At 62.7% G+C, this 16219-nt stretch carries 14 protein-coding genes; 10 read left to right on the top strand and 4 right to left on the bottom strand.

All coding sequences use genetic code 11. The features are described 5' to 3' along the window. Positions 1–524: 524 nt before the first annotated feature. Positions 525–1184 carry a TetR/AcrR family transcriptional regulator gene (locus tag ASF98_RS19610; RefSeq protein WP_028271802.1) on the bottom strand — a complete coding sequence of 220 codons (660 nt, stop codon included), beginning with the start codon at positions 1182–1184 and terminating at the stop codon, positions 525–527. A gap of 122 nt (positions 1185–1306) precedes the next feature. On the opposite strand from ASF98_RS19610, the gene ASF98_RS19605 reads away from it, so the two are divergent. From ASF98_RS19605 to ASF98_RS19575, 7 genes are all read left to right on the top strand, one after another. Then, a complete protein-coding gene (locus ASF98_RS19605; RefSeq protein ID WP_055805559.1) occupies positions 1307–2647 on the top strand; it encodes an ABC transporter substrate-binding protein in 1341 nt (446 codons plus the stop codon). After that, positions 2644–3603, top strand: a complete 960-nt coding sequence (locus ASF98_RS19600) for a carbohydrate ABC transporter permease (RefSeq protein ID WP_055805556.1) — start codon at positions 2644–2646, stop codon at positions 3601–3603. The genes ASF98_RS19605 and ASF98_RS19600 overlap by 4 nt, the downstream gene beginning before the upstream one ends. After that, entirely contained in the window at positions 3600–4505 is a 906-nt protein-coding gene (locus ASF98_RS19595; protein WP_028271805.1) for a carbohydrate ABC transporter permease, read from the top strand. Before ASF98_RS19600 ends, ASF98_RS19595 begins: the two co-directional genes overlap by 4 nt. Then, entirely contained in the window at positions 4502–7633 is a 3132-nt protein-coding gene (locus tag ASF98_RS19590; protein WP_055805553.1) for a glycoside hydrolase family 2 TIM barrel-domain containing protein, read from the top strand. Before ASF98_RS19595 ends, ASF98_RS19590 begins: the two co-directional genes overlap by 4 nt. Continuing rightward, positions 7630–8607, top strand: coding sequence for an aldose 1-epimerase family protein (locus ASF98_RS19585; RefSeq protein WP_308192092.1), 978 nt, complete (start codon positions 7630–7632; stop codon positions 8605–8607). Before ASF98_RS19590 ends, ASF98_RS19585 begins: the two co-directional genes overlap by 4 nt. Beyond that, entirely contained in the window at positions 8604–9626 is a 1023-nt protein-coding gene (gene galE / locus ASF98_RS19580; RefSeq protein WP_055805550.1) for a UDP-glucose 4-epimerase GalE, read from the top strand. The genes ASF98_RS19585 and galE overlap by 4 nt, the downstream gene beginning before the upstream one ends. A gap of 367 nt (positions 9627–9993) precedes the next feature. Further along, on the top strand, positions 9994–11019 hold the full coding sequence (locus tag ASF98_RS19575; protein ID WP_055805548.1) for an ATP-dependent 6-phosphofructokinase: 1026 nt from the start codon (positions 9994–9996) through the stop codon (positions 11017–11019). Positions 11020–11771: 752 nt separating this feature from the next. On the opposite strand, the gene ASF98_RS19570 is transcribed toward ASF98_RS19575, so the two are convergent. Next, positions 11772–12626 carry an amidohydrolase family protein gene (locus ASF98_RS19570; protein WP_055805546.1) on the bottom strand — a complete coding sequence of 285 codons (855 nt, stop codon included), beginning with the start codon at positions 12624–12626 and terminating at the stop codon, positions 11772–11774. A 75-nt stretch (positions 12627–12701) separates the two neighbouring features. On the opposite strand from ASF98_RS19570, the gene ASF98_RS19565 reads away from it, so the two are divergent. From ASF98_RS19565 to ASF98_RS24465, 3 genes are all read left to right on the top strand, one after another. After that, positions 12702–13448 (top strand): GntR family transcriptional regulator, encoded by a 747-nt coding sequence (locus ASF98_RS19565; RefSeq protein WP_055805543.1) that lies wholly within the window; start codon positions 12702–12704, stop codon positions 13446–13448. A gap of 3 nt (positions 13449–13451) precedes the next feature. Then, positions 13452–14723, top strand: coding sequence for an SLC13 family permease (locus tag ASF98_RS19560; protein ID WP_055805538.1), 1272 nt, complete (start codon positions 13452–13454; stop codon positions 14721–14723). 123 nt (positions 14724–14846) lie between these two features. After that, a complete protein-coding gene (locus tag ASF98_RS24465) occupies positions 14847–15065 on the top strand; it encodes a hypothetical protein (protein ID WP_162242344.1) in 219 nt (72 codons plus the stop codon). Positions 15066–15292: 227 nt separating this feature from the next. On the opposite strand, the gene ASF98_RS19555 is transcribed toward ASF98_RS24465, so the two are convergent. Both ASF98_RS19555 and ASF98_RS19550 read right to left on the bottom strand, forming a co-directional pair. Further along, positions 15293–15595: a hypothetical protein gene (locus ASF98_RS19555; protein WP_156372481.1), complete on the bottom strand. Its 303-nt coding sequence runs from the start codon at positions 15593–15595 to the stop codon at positions 15293–15295. Between the two features lie 153 nt (positions 15596–15748). Next, the gene (locus ASF98_RS19550; protein ID WP_055805531.1) at positions 15749–16093 is read right to left on the bottom strand and encodes a hypothetical protein; all 345 of its coding nucleotides are present in this window, start codon (positions 16091–16093) and stop codon (positions 15749–15751) included. Between the last annotated feature and the right edge of the window lie 126 nt (positions 16094–16219).

Raw genomic sequence — 16219 nt, 5'->3', positions numbered from 1 at the left:
CACAATCCGCTTTCAGTACACCCCAACCTGACGTCGGGGCGCCTGACGTGGGAAGACTTGCCCCGTAGGTGGAGCTCCGGCCTGGTTCTCAGACACCTGACGAACCGCAGGAGGTGACATCACCCGCCCCTTCGCTAAGCGACTTCCATCAAGACCTGATTCTTCGGACTATTTTGATAGTTCTCGGGCTACCGCAGCTCGGTTTCCTGCCCCTCCAACTGTCAGGGTGGGATCTGAGAACATCATGAGCCACCGTCAACAATGCGGAATTTCGCGCTATTCTGACGCCAGACCGGCGCCGCAACTTGCCCGCGCTCCCCGTCACCCTGTCCAACGCTGCTCTAGGGCGAGGCGACCTCAGAGAAACTTTTACGGGCAAGGCGTGCGGGAACCCTCACACGGCTCCTGCTTCGTGGCATTACCCGATAGCTACTTGACCGAATATCCATTCTCGGCGTTGCCGTGGCCCCGTGGCGGGGAACGGCGGCCGCCTCTATCGGGAACCGATTAGTGAAGCATCGTCTTCAAAGTGTATTCAGCGCTTCCACGGGGGTCTCGGTACCAGATGACCACCCTGCATTTTCTTCCGGCACAAGGATCAGGTCGAGGTAGCCCTTGAGGATGCCGGGCACGTCCACGGTGTCAGGATTGAGGAGCCACTCGGTTTGAATTCCTTCCCATAGAGCCACGATGGTAGGGCCCGCGACATCTGGGTCGACGCCCGGCCGAAGCCGGCCAATGCTCGCGAGGTACCGCAGCTCCCCACTGTATTCCTTCCGAAGCCGGGCGAAGCGTTGGACGAAGTAGTTACGGGCCGGGTGGTCCTCAGTCGTGGCTTCTCCGGAGAGGACGGAGTAGAGCTCTACGAGGTGGGGAATCCGCTCATTGTGTTTCGCCTGCCGCACGATGGTTTCGGCAAACCGCTCCCGTGTGCCCGGGGTGCTCGTGGAGATCCGGTCGCGGTACTCGAGCACCGCCACGAGCAGCTGAGCCTTGGTGGGGAAATGGTGGAGGAGCGTGGTCTGGTTGATCCCTGCCCGGTCCGCGACGTCCTGGATGCTGCCGCCGTTGTAGCCCCGTGACCCGAAGACCTCTACGGCGGCTTCAAGAATTTGCCGTTGGCGCTCAGCGGTCTTGGCGTAGGGGCCGCGCGGGCCTGAGCGTGCGTTCGCCTTCTTAGTCATGGAATCCAGTCTAGTTTCATTAAAAACTGAGCATCCACTCAGCTTTTGTGTTAGCCTTGTCACGTCGGGCCGCACGGCCCCGGCGCCGTGTCCGCGGCGCTGACCATAACGAAGTGGGACTCATGCCATCTCTGACACGACGACAACTCCTTTGCGGTGGACTCGGCGCCTCCGCCTTTGCCCTTCTCACCGGATGCGCCACTCCGGGCACTGTTTCCGTCAATGCCGCACCTGCCATTCCTGCGGCCAGTACCGGTGAGAAGGTGACACTCACGTACTGGTCTTGGCTCAAGAATGTTCAGAAGGTCGCCGATATCTGGAACGCGAGCCACCCCAATGTCCAGGTTGAGACGGTCTGGATCCCCAGCGGCAACCGTGGTGGGTACTCCAAGCTTTACGCCGCGCTAGCGGCGGGCGGCGGCCCTGACCTAGCGCAGGTTGAAATGCGTACCGTTCCTGAGTTCATGCTCGTCAACGGGCTCGTGGATCTCTCGCGCTACGGTGCCCGTGAATACGCACACCTTTATGACCCCGCACTTTGGAGCCAGGTGAGCTTCTCCGGGGGCGTCTACGGCATCCCCCAGGACTCGGGGCCGATGGCCACGTTCTACCGCCCCGACGTCCTGGCCAAGGTAGGCGCGGCGGCACCGGTGACTTGGGAGGAGTGGGCAGCCGTTGGGAAGGAACTCCGCGGTGCCAACGCCTACATCGACTGCTTTTCTCTCGCGGACACCTCCTACTTCGTCTCTTTCGCCGCACAGGCTGGCGCTTCCTGGCTGCGCCCAGCCGAGGACGGATGGGTCATCAACATGACCGACGACTCAACGCTGAACGTCGCGCGTTTCTTTGACCGGGCAATCGACGACGGCATCGTCACCACCGCCTATGGACCCTTCACCCCCGGCTGGTACGCGGCGGCTGCGAAGGGGGAGCTCGCGTCGCTCACGAGCGGCAGCTGGGCCGATGCCCTTGTGCAGAGCGTCAGCGGCGGAGCGGGCAAGTGGCGCGTGGCGCCCATGCCCATTTGGGACCCCAGAGGGTATGGCTCAAGCTACCTGGGCGGCTCCACCGCGGCGGTCCTGGCTAACAGCAAGCACCCCCGCGAGGCCCTCGAGTTCGCTGTCTGGATGACGTCCACGCAGGCCGGCATCGACGCCGAGATCGCCAATAGTGGCATCGGATGGTCGCCCGTGCCGGGCATCATTGGTGCAAAGCGCGAGAAGCCCTCCGACTTTTTCGGCGGGCAGAACTACAACCAGGACGTCATCGTTCCGGCGAGTAAGTCGCAGAACATGGACTGGTCCTGGTGGCCGGTCACCACGCAGTCTTTCAACATCCTGGGCGACGGGTTCCGCCGTAAGGCATCGGGCACGAGCCTGGTCGACACCGTAGCAGCCGCCGAGCAGCAGATCATGACCGCCTTCAGGAACAAAGGGCTGACGATTAGAAAGGAGCAGGCATGAGCGCCACCGCAGATACCGCACAAGCACATCCGTCAGCAGTCCAGCGGGAGGGGCGCGGACGGGCAAGGCAGCAGCGTAGCGCTGTCACCCGTGCACCCTGGATACTGCTCGCGCCCTTCCTGGCGCTCTTTGCCCTCACGTTCATCTTCCCGATCATCGCTGCTGTCGGTTCGAGCTTTACGAAAGTGACCCGCAGTGGCCTCTTCGGCGAGACGGGCGTCCACTCCGGGTTTGCGGGGTTCGAGAACTATGCCCGCGCCCTCGGGGACGGCAGCTTCCTCGCCTCGATCGGCCGCGTACTGCTCTTCGGCGTGGTCCAGGTTCCTGTCATGATCGCCCTCTGTACAGTCCTTGCGCTCCTGCTGGAGTCGGCCTCGGCCAAGTGGCCCGGGTTCTTCCGCGCGGCCTACTTTATGCCGTATGGCGTGCCGGGCGTCATCGCGACCATTCTCTGGTCTTTCCTCTACGTCCCAGGTCTTAGCCCGATCGTGGACGCTGCCACGTCCGTAGGCCTCAACGTGAACTTCCTCGGCCCGGACACCGTGCTGTGGTCCATCGCCAACATCGTTACGTGGAGCTACACGGGCTACAACATGCTCATCGTCATAGCCCAGCTCAAGTCGATCCCCGGCGAGATATATGAAGCTGCGCGCGTGGACGGTGCGGGGCCCTTCCGTGTCGCGTGGACCATTCAGCTGCCGCTTATCCGGCCCGCCCTCGTGCTCACAACGGTGTTCTCGATCATCGGCACGCTTCAACTGTTCGCCGAGGCGCAAGTCCTCCAGACTGTGGCGCCGGCCGTCGACAGCCAATACACCCCGAACCTCTCCGCCTACACCACTGCCTTTGCATACAACGACTACAACGTTGCCGCAGCCCAGGCCGTGCTCATCGCCCTCGCGGCCTTCATCCTCTCCTTCACCTTCCTCCGGTTCACGAACAGGAAGTCCTCATGACTGCCACTCCCACCCTTAGCCGGCCCCAGAGCGTCGCCGGGGAGCCCCCTGTGACCCGGCGCCGACGCCCCGGCTCCACAACGATCCTCGTCACGGGTCTGCTTGTCGTAGCCGCGCTCTACTTCCTGGTCCCCGTTTATTGGGTTGTGGTCGCTGCGACCAAGACCAGCGGAGACCTGTTCGCGACCAACGGTTTCCTGTTCGCCCCTAATTTCGTCCTGTGGGACAACCTTGCCAACGTCCTCTCCTACGGGGACGGCGTCTTTGTGCGCTGGTTCCTCAACTCAATTCTGTATGCAGGGGTTGGCGCATTGGCCGCGACGTACTTCGCCGCTGCTGGCGGCTACGCCTTGGCCAAGTACAACTTCCGGGGCAACAGTCTCATCTTCGGGCTCGTCCTCGGAGGCGTCCTCGTCCCCGGCACCGCCACGGCCCTGCCCCTGTTTCTGTTCTTCAGCCAGCTCGGCATCGCCAACACGTACTGGAGCGTCCTGTTGCCCTCACTCGTCTCGCCGTTTGGCCTGTTTCTGTGTCGGGTTTATGCGCAGGCAACAGTGGATCCGGCGCTGTTGGAGGCTGCGCGAATCGATGGCGCGGGCGAACTTCGCATCTTCCACTCCGTGGGGCTGCGGGTTCTCACTCCCGCCCTGGTGACGGTGTTCTTGTTCCAGCTCGTGGGCATCTGGAACAACTACTTCCTGCCGCTGGTGATGCTCTCCGACTCGAAGCTGTTCCCCATCACGGTAGGTCTGAATAACTGGCTTAGCCAGGCAGACCGGCTCCCGGAGTTCTACCAGCTGACCACCGGCGGCGTACTGCTGTCTGTCATCCCGCTCGCCATCGCCATGATCGTCCTTCAGCGCTTCTGGCGTGGAGGCCTCACAGAAGGAGCCGTCAAATGAGCCCCCGTCCAGCGGAGGCCACAGCCTCCACCGCCTACGTCACCGACCCGGGCCCGGGAGAAGGACGGCGAGTACCAGCCCGTTCCTGGCTTCGCACCGACGCCCCGTCCCTGTCCCTCGACGGGCAATGGCGATTCCGACTCCTCAAGGGAGTCCCCGGAACACCCGGCGGGCGTGGGGTGCTGTCCCCGGGGGAGGCCGTGGAAGCGATGGCCGCTGCGGAGTACGACGACTCTTCGTGGGCCTCGCTCACCGTACCCTCCCACTGGGTGCTCCAGGGCGACGGATCGTACGGCCGCCCGATCTACACGAACGTGCAGTTCCCGTTCCCAATCGACCCGCCGTTCGTCCCCGACGAAAACCCCACCGGGGACTATCGCCGTACGTTCGAGCTGCCCGACGGCTGGAAGGCCGACGACACAGGCGGCGAGAGCCGCGTCGTCCTGCGCTTTGACGGCGTCGAATCCCGGTACAAGGTATGGGTCAACGGCACAGAAGTCGGATGGGGCGCCGGAAGTCGCCTTGCCCAGGAGTTCGACGTCACCGACGCTGTCAGCACAGGTACCAACACCATCGCAGTCCGCGTCCATCAATGGTCCGCTTCGAGCTACCTCGAAGACCAAGACCAGTGGTGGCTGCCGGGAATTTTCCGATCGGTGACCCTCTTGTCCCGCCCGGCCGATGGCATCGAGGACGTGTGGCTCCGGACCGGCTACAACGACGGGGCGGGGACCCTGGAACCGGAAGTGAAAGCGCCGGCATCGTCGTACCCTGTTCGCCTCCGCGTACCCGAGCTCGGCATCGACGTCGAGTGGGCTAATCCCGGTGATGTTGCACCGGTACCTGTTTCTGCCGTCGAGCCCTGGACCGCCGAAACCCCGCGGCTCTACGATGCGACCGTGGCCAGCAAGGCCGAGACGGTGTCACTGCGGATCGGCTTCCGCACCGTAGAAATCGTGGGAGACCAATTTCTGGTCAACGGACGCAAAGTGGTGTTCCACGGTGTCAATCGCCACGAGACCCACCCCACGCTGGGCCGCGTCTTCGACGAGGACTTCGCCCGCGAGGACCTCGCGCTCATGAAGCGCTCCAACGTCAACGCAATCCGTACCAGCCACTACCCGCCCCACCCGCGACTGCTCGAGCTCGCGGACGAGATGGGCTTCTGGGTAATCCTCGAGTGCGACCTCGAAACGCACGGGTTCGAGCGGCACGGCTGGGCCCGGAACCCGAGCGACGAGCCGATGTGGCGCGAGGCGCTCCTTGACCGGATCGAACGGACCGTGGAGCGGGACAAGAACCGTCCCTCGATCGTCATGTGGTCCCTCGGCAACGAGTCCGGCACAGGACAGAATCTCGCCGCTATGTCCGCGTGGGTGCATGCACGGGATGCGGGCAGACCAGTCCACTACGAGAACGACTACGCCGGCGCGTACACCGACGTGTACTCCCGCATGTACGCGACACTGCCCGAGGTGGAGACAATCGGCCGCGACGGCGACACCACACCGCTGCTGGGCTGCTCCCCTGCCGAGGGGGCGCGGCAGCGGACCAAGCCGTTTATTCTGTGCGAGTACGTCCACGCAATGGGCAACGGGCCCGGGAACATATCGCTGTACGAGGACCTCATCGCGAAATACCCGCGGCTGCACGGCGGGTTCGTCTGGGAGTGGCGCGACCACGGTATCGCCGCCCGCACTGCGGACGGCACCGAATACTTCGCCTACGGCGGCGACTTCGGCGAGGAAATCCATGACGGCAACTTCGTGCTCGACGGCCTCATCCTCTCCGACTCCATGCCCTCGCCGGGACTGTATGAGTTCAAGACCGTCGTGGCGCCCGTGGGACTTGCCTTTGACGGGCTCGAGCCGGGCGGCAAGCCCTGTGTACGGGTGACCAACCTGCGACACAGCGCGGATCTGGGAGACATGGTCTTTCGCTGGCGGATCGAGGACGACGGCGAACCAGTCGCCTCCGGTGAGCTCGCCGTCGATGGGCTCGACGGTAGTCCACTCGCCCCTGGCGCCTCGGCCGCGGTCCCCCTTCCGGTGTCCGCCGAGGGATGCACTGGAGAGGTATGGGTGACCGTCGAGGCGGTCCTCGAGCAGGATGCCGGGTGGGCGCATTCCGGGCACGAAGTCGCCTCAGCGCAGGGCCGTCTCGCGTCGCCCGCGAGGCGCCCGCTGCCGTTTGCAGCCGGGCTCCTGGGCGGAAATTGGCGGCCGGGAGAAGGCGCCGGGCTCCTGGAGCTCGGGCCGGCAGTCTTCGATGAAGGGCGGCTCGTTAAGCTCGCTGGCCTCCCTGTGGATGGGCCCCGGCTTGAGCTGTTCCGGGCGCCCACGGACAATGACCGCGGCGAATCCCGGGGCGGATACATCGACACCGACCCTTGGGTGCCAGACGCAGACGGCATCCCGGGTGTAGGAGCTCCCGGGCCTTCGTCGGCAGCGCGTTGGCACGCGGCCGGTCTGGACCGGCTGCACGGGCGTGTTGAGGCAGTCGAAGTGCTTGATGACCGTGCCCTCCGTGTACGCACCCGGTACGCCGCGGCGGACCAGGTGCGCACCGTCACCGTCGAGGAGCAATGGATTCTTGACCCCGAAGGTTTGTGGCTGCGGGTGGACATTCTGCCGTCCTCCGATTGGGACGGTGTGTGGCCCCGTGTCGGTGTGCGGTTCGGGCTGCCCGCCGACGTGGACGCGGCGTCATGGTTCGGGCTGGGACCGCACGAGTCCTACCCTGACAGCCTCGAAGCTGCGCTTGTGGGACGGTACGCAGCCGGGATCGATCAGCTCGCCGTGCCGTATGCGTGCCCGCAGGAGACCGGTCACCGCGGGGGTATGCGCTCCCTCGACCTGCTCCGGGGCTCGGAGCCGTGGGTACGGGTAGACGCGTTCGCGGACTCGCGGGGCCGCCTGCCGGGCTTCACCCTGAGCCGGTACACGGCCCAGGAGCTCGCCGCGGCCCGGCACCCGCATGAGCTGCCTCCGGCCACGCGTTCATGGTTATACCTCGACGCGGCCCAGCACGGGCTCGGCACTCGCTCGTGTGGCCCGGATGTCTGGCCCGAGTCCGCCTTGGCGCCGGAGGCGCGGACGCTCACCTTCCGCCTGGCGGCCTCCGAATGACCAGCCTCGTGATGTCCAGGATGAGCGCCGATACCGTTCCGATCTCAGGTAGGCAGACCACGCTGCGCTGCGGCCCCTACACCGCCGAAATAGCCAGCGTCGGTGCATCGTTACGCTCCTTGCGCTACAACGGCAGGGACCTGATTCTCCCCTTTTCGGAACATCAGGTCCGCCCCGCCTACCGAGGGGCAGTATTGGTGCCTTGGCCTAACAGGGTTATCGCGGGACGGTATGAATTCGAAGGTGTGGAATACCAGCTCGGTGTCAACGAACCGAGCCGGGGCCACGCACTTCATGGCCTATTGGCCTGGGAAGACTGGTGCCCGGTTAAGTCGGACGAGTCCTCGGTCATTCTGTCCACCGTCGTTCAAGCGAGGAGCGGTTACCCCTTCCGCCTGGACGTACAGGTGTCCTACCAGCTGGATTTTTCCGGGCTGCACACCACTGTTACAGCCACCAACACCGGCCCCGGCTCAGCACCTTACGGGGCCGCCGGGCACCCATACTTGGTCGCCGGGGAGGGCCGGGTCGACGACTGGATTCTCGAACTGCCCGCACGAAAAGTGCAGCAAGTCAGCCCGGACCTTTTGATACCTACAGGAGTTAGCGACGTTTCAGAGGATCGACACTACGACTTTGTTGCCCCCCGCCTCATCGGTTCCACAACACTCGACCATGCGTTCACTGATCTCGTACGTGACAACGAAGGTTACTCAACCGCATGCCTGACTACATGGGACGGGTCCGGAACTTCGATGACATGGGGTCGGGACTGCCCCTGGGTGCAGATACACACAGCCGACCTCCCTGATGCGGAATCCAGCAGAGCTGGCCTGGCAGTAGAACCAATGACCTGTCCGCCTAATGCCTTCAACACCAGGACGGACCTCATAGTCCTCCTCCCGGGGCAGAGTCATACCGCGAGCTGGAATATTGAAGCGATACCAGCCGACCCAACCCGCACCCGTTCATGAAAATCCTGGTCACAGGGGGCACGGGCTACATTGGTTCCCACACTGTTTTGTCCCTGCAGGAAGCCGGCCACGACGTGGTCGTCATCGACAACCTGGTCAACTCCAGCGAGGAGTCGCTGCGCCGCGTAGCCGAACTCAGCGGCAAGACCGCAGAGTTCCATCAGGTAAACCTGGTGGACGAGGCCGCCATCGACAAGGTCTTTGCCGGCGCAGCCATCGAGGCCGTCATCCACTTCGCTGGCCTCAAAGCGGTGGGCGAATCCGTGCGGAAGCCGTTGAAGTACTACTACAACAACCTTGTAGGCACTCTGAACCTGATCCGTGTGATGGACAGGTATGACGTCCGCTCCATCGTCTTCAGCTCGTCGGCCACCGTCTACGGGGAGCACAACCCCATCCCCTATGTGGAAAAGATGGAGATCGGGGCCAACAACCCCTACGGGCGCACCAAGGAACAGATCGAGGACATCCTCTCCGACCTCGGCGCCGCCGACCCGCGCTGGCACATAGCCCTGCTGCGCTATTTCAACCCGGTGGGTGCACACCCCTCCGGACGGATTGGCGAGGACCCGCAGGGTATCCCCAACAACCTGGTGCCGTTCATCGCCCAGGTGGCTGTGGGCCGCCGAGAGAAGCTCATGGTCTTCGGTGGCGACTACGACACCCCCGACGGCACCTGCCTGCGCGACTACATCCACGTGGTGGACCTGGCGGAAGGGCACGTCGCGGCCCTGAACCATATCGCGGACACCACCGGCGTGTTCCGCTGGAACCTCGGCTCCGGTAAGGGTTCCTCCGTGCTGGAGGTCCTGCGCTCCTTTGAGAAGGCCGTGGGCAAGCCCATCCCCTATGAGCTCACCGGCCGCCGCGCCGGAGACCTCCCTGCCTTCTGGGCAGATGCCACCTCCGCTGTGGCCGACCTCAGCTGGTCCACCACCAAGACCGTGGACCAAATGTGCGAAGACCACTGGCGCTGGCAGAAGAACAACTCCCAGGGCTATATATCCCACCGCGAATGAACTGTAGGAGCAGTGGATAAATGCAGACAGAGAATTCCACCTGCACGGACTTCCACGAGCATGAACGCACGCAACACGATTCCATCACCATCCACGCACACACGCGATCCCATTTGGAGGCCGCCGTGGAGGCCGCCGTCCAAGAACTCTCTGTTTGTGCGAGGCATCGGAAGCAGGGAATTCTGGTAACCCGGACGGCTCCGGGAACGGTCATCGTAAGCCTTGACCCAAATGTTCCCTGCGGCATGAGCTACGAACGAACAACCTGGTAGTACACGAAGGCGATAGGGCGAAATCAGCCTTATGCCTGTCTTGGGCTTTTCTGATGGCCCCTTTCCAACATGGCAACTGAACCTAGGAATCACGCATGAAAATTGGAATCCTCACCAGCGGTGGCGACTGCCCCGGACTGAACGCGGTCATCCGCGGCGCCGTGCTCAAGGGCATCACCATCCACGGCCACGAATTCGTCGGATTCCGCGACGGCTGGCGCGGCGTGGTGGAGGGCGACATCATCGACCTTCCCCGCACCATCGTCCGCGGCATAGCCAAACAGGGCGGCACCATCCTGGGCACCTCACGCACCAACCCGTTCGACAACGGCGGCGGCCCGGATGTCATCAAGGCCCACATGGACCGCCTCGGCATCGACGCGATCATCGCCATCGGCGGTGAGGGAACACTGGCCGCCGCCAAACGCCTCACCGACGCCGGACTGAAAATCGTGGGCGTACCCAAGACCGTGGACAACGACCTCGACGCCACCGACTACACCTTCGGCTTCGACACCGCCGTGCAGATCGCCACCGAAGCCATCGACCGGCTGCGGACCACCGGCGAATCCCACCACCGGTGCATGATCGCCGAAGTGATGGGCCGCCACGTGGGCTGGATCGCGCTGCACGCCGGCATGGCGGCTGGCGCCCACGCCATCCTCATCCCCGAACAAGAAGTCAGCATCGACCAGATTACCCAGTGGGTAAAGGAAGCCCACCACCGTGGCCGCGCACCCCTGGTGGTCGTCGCAGAAGGCTTCATTCCCGAACATATGGACGGGGCCTATTCCGAGCGCGGCCTGGACACCTTCGGCCGTCCCCGCCTGGGCGGGATCGCCGACCAGCTCGTCCCGGAACTGGAAGCCCGCACCGGCATCGAAACCCGCGCCACTATCCTCGGCCACATCCAGCGCGGCGGCGTTCCGTCCGCCTTCGACCGGGTCCTGGCCACCCGGCTCGGCATGGCCGCCATCGACTCGATCATGCAAAGCAAGTGGGGCACCATGGTGGCCCTCAAAGGAACGGAAATTAAACACGTCAACTTCCATGAAGCTCTGGGCCAGCTCAAGACCGTCCCGCAGCAGCGCTACGACGAAGCCGCCGTCCTGTTCGGGTAGACGCTCAAAAGACAAACATCATTCGCGAACGTTATGCTCCCCGTCACAAAGTTGCTCAGCGTCCTGCTGCATGAAGCTCGAGGACGACATGCAAACAAGCACGACGCCGAATCAAGACTAAACAAACATCCACTCTTTCGCACCGTGGCAGCCTGTTGACGACTGAACTGTGCTGACCGGCCAGGACGTCGAAGTCCACACTCACGGCAGCATGACCGACCGCGGGCGCGTCGAAGCTGTCATGGCCGACGGATCTCTACTGTGGTTGATGCAGGACGGAGCCCACAGCCGGCGCGTCATAGAACAACAACCAGGAACGTACATCCGCCGTACCTGGAACTGACAGCGATCGTGTCGAGGGGAAACTAGATCTGCGCACTCAAGCTTCGACGACCAGCGGCTCCCACCCCATGGCGTCCGGATGGTGTAGCTCCGAGGCCGTCTCGTCATTGAAGAGCACAGCCAAAGCTGACACACGGTCCCTTTGCTCGGTCCTCCGAGCAAAGGGAATTGATCTACGTTTTGAACGGGAAATCAGGTCCGTCCGCCCACAGCCGGGGACAATTTTCATAGGTTATCCACCGCTATTGCTGCCAGAGAGCTACCCCAACGGCTTCCAATTTTGCATCCGTGGATAACCTGAATTGGCCCCGGCCGTGGACGGATCAGGGTCACCACGAGTTCCGACTGCGTGGTCAGCAAGCAGGGTATGCCAGCCGAGGCGGGTTGACGGAATACCGTTTTCGGCGTTTTTAGTTAGGGCGCTGGAGTATCGGCTCAGCAACGAGGTTGTCGGATTCTGCCGGCCACTCAAGAAGTGTGTAGGCGTTTGTGGTCATCATGCGGTTGAGCAGTTCCTCGCCCGCGAGTTTCCGGGCCCATGCAAGGAGTTCCGGGTAGCCGTTGTCTTCGTGACGTGTGAATGGCCAGTCGCTGCCGTAGAGGAGCCTGTCAGTGGAACCACGCTTCAGGAAAAGGGAAAATATCGACTCCGCCTGGTCGTAGGAAGAGCGGTAAGGAGCGGATACCTTTACCCAGCACTTGTCGAGCCCGGCCAGGTTTAATACCGCTTCGATCGCCCCGGGGTGTTCTCGTTTGGGCAGGCCGAGGTGATCGATGACCAGTTTTGTGGGCCACGCCGAGAGGGCGGGAGCAAGCTCGAGCCATTGTTGCCCCGATGCCTGAATTTCCAAGTGCCACCTGCTGTCCGCCATCACCTCTCCCGCAACCATCCAAGAGGCGGAAAAGAGGTCAGGAACAGGCTGGCCCACGAGGTTCAAGCGGACGCCCCGCACGCCCGCCGCGTCCAGAGCGCGCACCCTTTCCTCTGAAAGTTCGCATTGCAGGGTTGCGTCGTCAACCACGACCACGCCCCGGAGCCTGTCTGGCTCCGCCGCCAACGCAGTCAGAAGGTAACTGTTGTCCGAACCCAGGAAACTTGGCTGCACGAGGACCCCCCGTGCCACACCATGGGCAGTCAGGACGCTCAAGTACTGGTCCAGTGTCGCATCGTAGTGCGGGACGTACCTTGCGTTGGCGGTAGGTGTAAGTCCCCGGTAGAAGATGTGCGCATGGGTGTCGACCAGTGGTGCAGAGGCTCGGAACATGGAATCACTGTAGCGCAATCTGCTAAACCTTTATAGGACTAGACCTATAAAGGAATCTGCTCTAGGCTGTGAGGCATGACACAAGCTTCTGCCTCCCCAGCACTGGCACACACCGATCAGCGTCTGCCTCTGCACGCCCGGGTCAAAGACGACATGATCCGGCGTATCCGGGCGAACGAGTGGGGCAGCAGCACACCACTGCCGGCCGAATCTGCTCTGTCTGAGGAGTACGGCATTTCGGTGGGTACGTTGCGGCGCGTCCTTGCGGAGCTCGCCGCTGAGGGACTCCTGGAGCGCCATCAGGGACGCGGCACGTATGTCCGTCGGGCTACCTTCCAGAACTCTCTGTTCCGCTTCTTCCGGATGCACGGAGGAACGGGCCAGACACCCGGCAGCCGCATCCTGGAACGAAACACGCAGGACTCCCCGGCCGAGGTGGCCGCGGCCCTAAATCTAGAGGAACAGTCTCCGGTACTGCACCTGCACCGGCTGCGTCTGTGGCAAGATACACCCTTCCTCGTCGAAGACATCTGGCTACCGCTGCCGAAGTTTCAGCCGATCGCCGACATCGACCCCGCTGAACTCGGGAGCCTGCTGTATCCGGAATACGAAAACCGGATTGGCCTCGTTATCGGCTCAGCAACCGAGGAACTCTCGGTCACCCAGGCCACCGAACCTCAGGCCGCACTCCTGGACTGCGCAGCCGGGGATCCCCTCGTCAAAATCAACCGCATCGCACGCACCCACACCGGCGACGTCGCCGAGTACCGCGAGTCCTACGGGCTGGCATCATCATTCCGATACCAAGTGGAGATCAACTAAGCCATGCAAGAACTCGTGGCCGTTTCCGGCCTTGTCCTTATCTTCGGCCTCTCAATGTGGCGCAGTATCAACATGGGCGCCGTCGCCCTGGTTGTCGCCTTCCTGCTGGGCGTCCTGTACTTCGGTCAGACAGCATCCGGGATCGCCTCCGGCTTCCCGGGCAGCCTCCTGATCACACTCTTAGGCGTGACCTACCTCTTCGGCATGGCCAGGGCCAACGGCACTATTGACCAGATTGTCGGAGGCGCCGTGGGAGCAGTTCGGGGTCGGGTTGCCCTGGTCCCCTGGGTCTTCTTCATCCTTGCCGCCATCATCACCGGCTCGGGGGCGCTCTCGGCAGCGACGAACGCGATCCTCATCCCCGTCGGGCTGGCTTTCGCCCAGCGCTACAGGATCAACCCGCTCCTTGTGGGCCTGTGCATCATCAACGGCACCAATGCTGGCGGGTTCTCCCCCATCGCCGTGTACTACAACATCGTCGACGGCGTCCTGGACAAAGTCGGCGTCTCGGTGGACGCCGGCCAGCTCTTTCTCTGGACCTTCATCGCAAACGTTGTCATCAACGCAGTGGCGTTCATCCTGTTGGGCGGACCCGAACTGATGCGCCGCGGACGCGAAGAAGAAACCGCGGACTCCACCACCTCATACCTCGGCGGCGGCACCGGAACCATCACAAAGACAGCAACCTGGACCGGCCAGAAAATCGTCACCGTAGTGCTAATGGCCAGCATTCTCGTCGGGGCCCTGGGCTTCAAGCTCGACGTCGGATTCCTCGCCCTCGCCGCCGCCGTGACACTGTCGGCCCTCTACCCGCAGCACTCCAAGGAAGCCCTCGGACACATCGGCTGGAACGTGATCCTCCTCATCGGCGGCATCGTCACCTATATCAGCATGCTCGAAACCGCCGGCGTCATCCAAGAACTCGCCAACTCCGTCGCCGGCATCGGCACACCCCTGCTGGCAGCACTGATGATGCTGGTTGTTGCCGGTGTGGTATCAGCCTTCGCCTCCACCAACGCCATGTTCGTCGTACTCGTCCCACTGGCAGCACCCCTGCTCACCACCGGCTCCATCGGCGTCCTGGGCTTCGTGATCGCGCTCTGCATCGCCGCATCGGCCGTAGACTCCAGCCCCTTCTCCACGGGCGGGGCGCTCGTTGTAGCCAACACCGAAGAAGAAAAACGCGAAAAAACCTTCCGCGGCATGATGATCTGGGGCATGTCCATGATCGTCGCAGCACCCCTGCTGGCCTGGCTCCTGTTCGTCGTGATCTAACCCACCGCCAAGAGAAGGCGGGTTGAACTCTCAGCCCGCCTTCTCGTTTGTTCCCCGAAAGCTCCCAACACGACGTGAGTATCAGTCCGCTGCTCCGTCCGGTCAGCACAATAAAGGATGGCCATGCCAGCCCGCCAAACAGAACCGGTCCCCCACTGGACACGACTACAACGTGGCGACCAATTAAATGTCTACAAGAACGGGAAACTCGTGGCGTCAGGAATCGTCGACATGGTCGCCCTGGACGGCAGCGTCTTCTGGTTCACCCCGAACGGCGCAGACACCCGCAGACTGTTCCTCCACGCCGACAAACTCCACGTCCAAAAGCGCGTACGCCTGTAGTACACCCCCACCTGACAAGTATGTTGCCGCCGCCCACAGCCGGGGACAATTCTCAAAGGTTATCCACCGCTACCGCTGCCAGGGAGCTCCCCCAACGGCTCCCAATTTCCAGCCGTGGATAACCCGAATTGACCCCAGCCATGGACGGATCAGAGTCGCCACCAGTTCCGGCCGCGTCATCAGCACGCACGGGTGCGCCCTGCCGAGGCAGGTTGACGGAATATTTATTATCGGCCCTCAACGGTCGGGGAGCGCTCTTGGATTGGGCCGGTGCAGATGCGCCGGAAGACAATAACGTCGTCGTCGGCCATAAACATGGCCCGTCCCTTTCCGTTGTCCTGATTGAGCCAGAAGACGCTGCCGTCCGAGGCGAGCATATCGACATGCCCGGAGGTCAGCGTTTTCCCGTTGCGCCGCACCAGTTCGAGTTCGTCCTGCTGGGCGAGCTTTGTCCAATTCAGCACCGGTTCCAGCTGGGCGTGTCTGGGCAACGCTGGTGGGTGATCTCTCTTCTGGTCTCGGTGGGTCACTACGAATCCTCCTACAATCCCTCTCTTAGGCCCAGTGCGACTTCAGCTGCTGATCTTGGGCAGGGGTCCAGCTAAAGCGTTACCGGGTTGACCTTTGGCAGCGGTCCGGGCGCTTGTCGAGGCGCGTTTTTACTCGCGGCCCGAAAGCCCGTGTCAGGCCCTGTGAAATTTAGGTACTCCAAGCTTTAGCGTTTTTCCTTCGCGAACGGCGAAAAGTCCATCCTTCTGGTGGAACATTGCCCGTCCTTTGCCGTCGTTTTGGATCAGCCATAGGACGCTGCCATCTAGGGCCAGCATGTCGACGTATCCTGATGCGACTTCTTTGCCGTCGCGGTGGAGAGTGATCTCGTCGTGGCGGGAGAGCTTGGCCCAGTCGGGTATAGGTTCCAAATGCCGTACTCGGCCTTGCTGCTGGGACTGAGTAGACGGGCTCGGGCTGGGAATCTGATTCCTTCCGAGACGGACGATTTTCTTGTGGCGGTGCAAGAGATTGGACAATGTAGTTCCTTCATTTGGGGGCGACAATGGAGACCGGTTGTAAGCCGTCACAGTCAGAACGGGATGGGTATGAGCTCCTTTCCTGGGAACTCTGGCGTGGGAAGATTGGATGCGCTCATAGGACTT

The sequence above is a fragment of the Arthrobacter sp. Leaf337 genome, from assembly GCF_001423745.1.
In the GTDB taxonomy this organism is placed as follows: Bacteria; Actinomycetota; Actinomycetes; order Actinomycetales; family Micrococcaceae; genus Arthrobacter.
The sequence above is the reverse complement of the archived record's forward strand: the minus strand, read 5'-3'. Positions and strand labels throughout refer to the sequence as shown.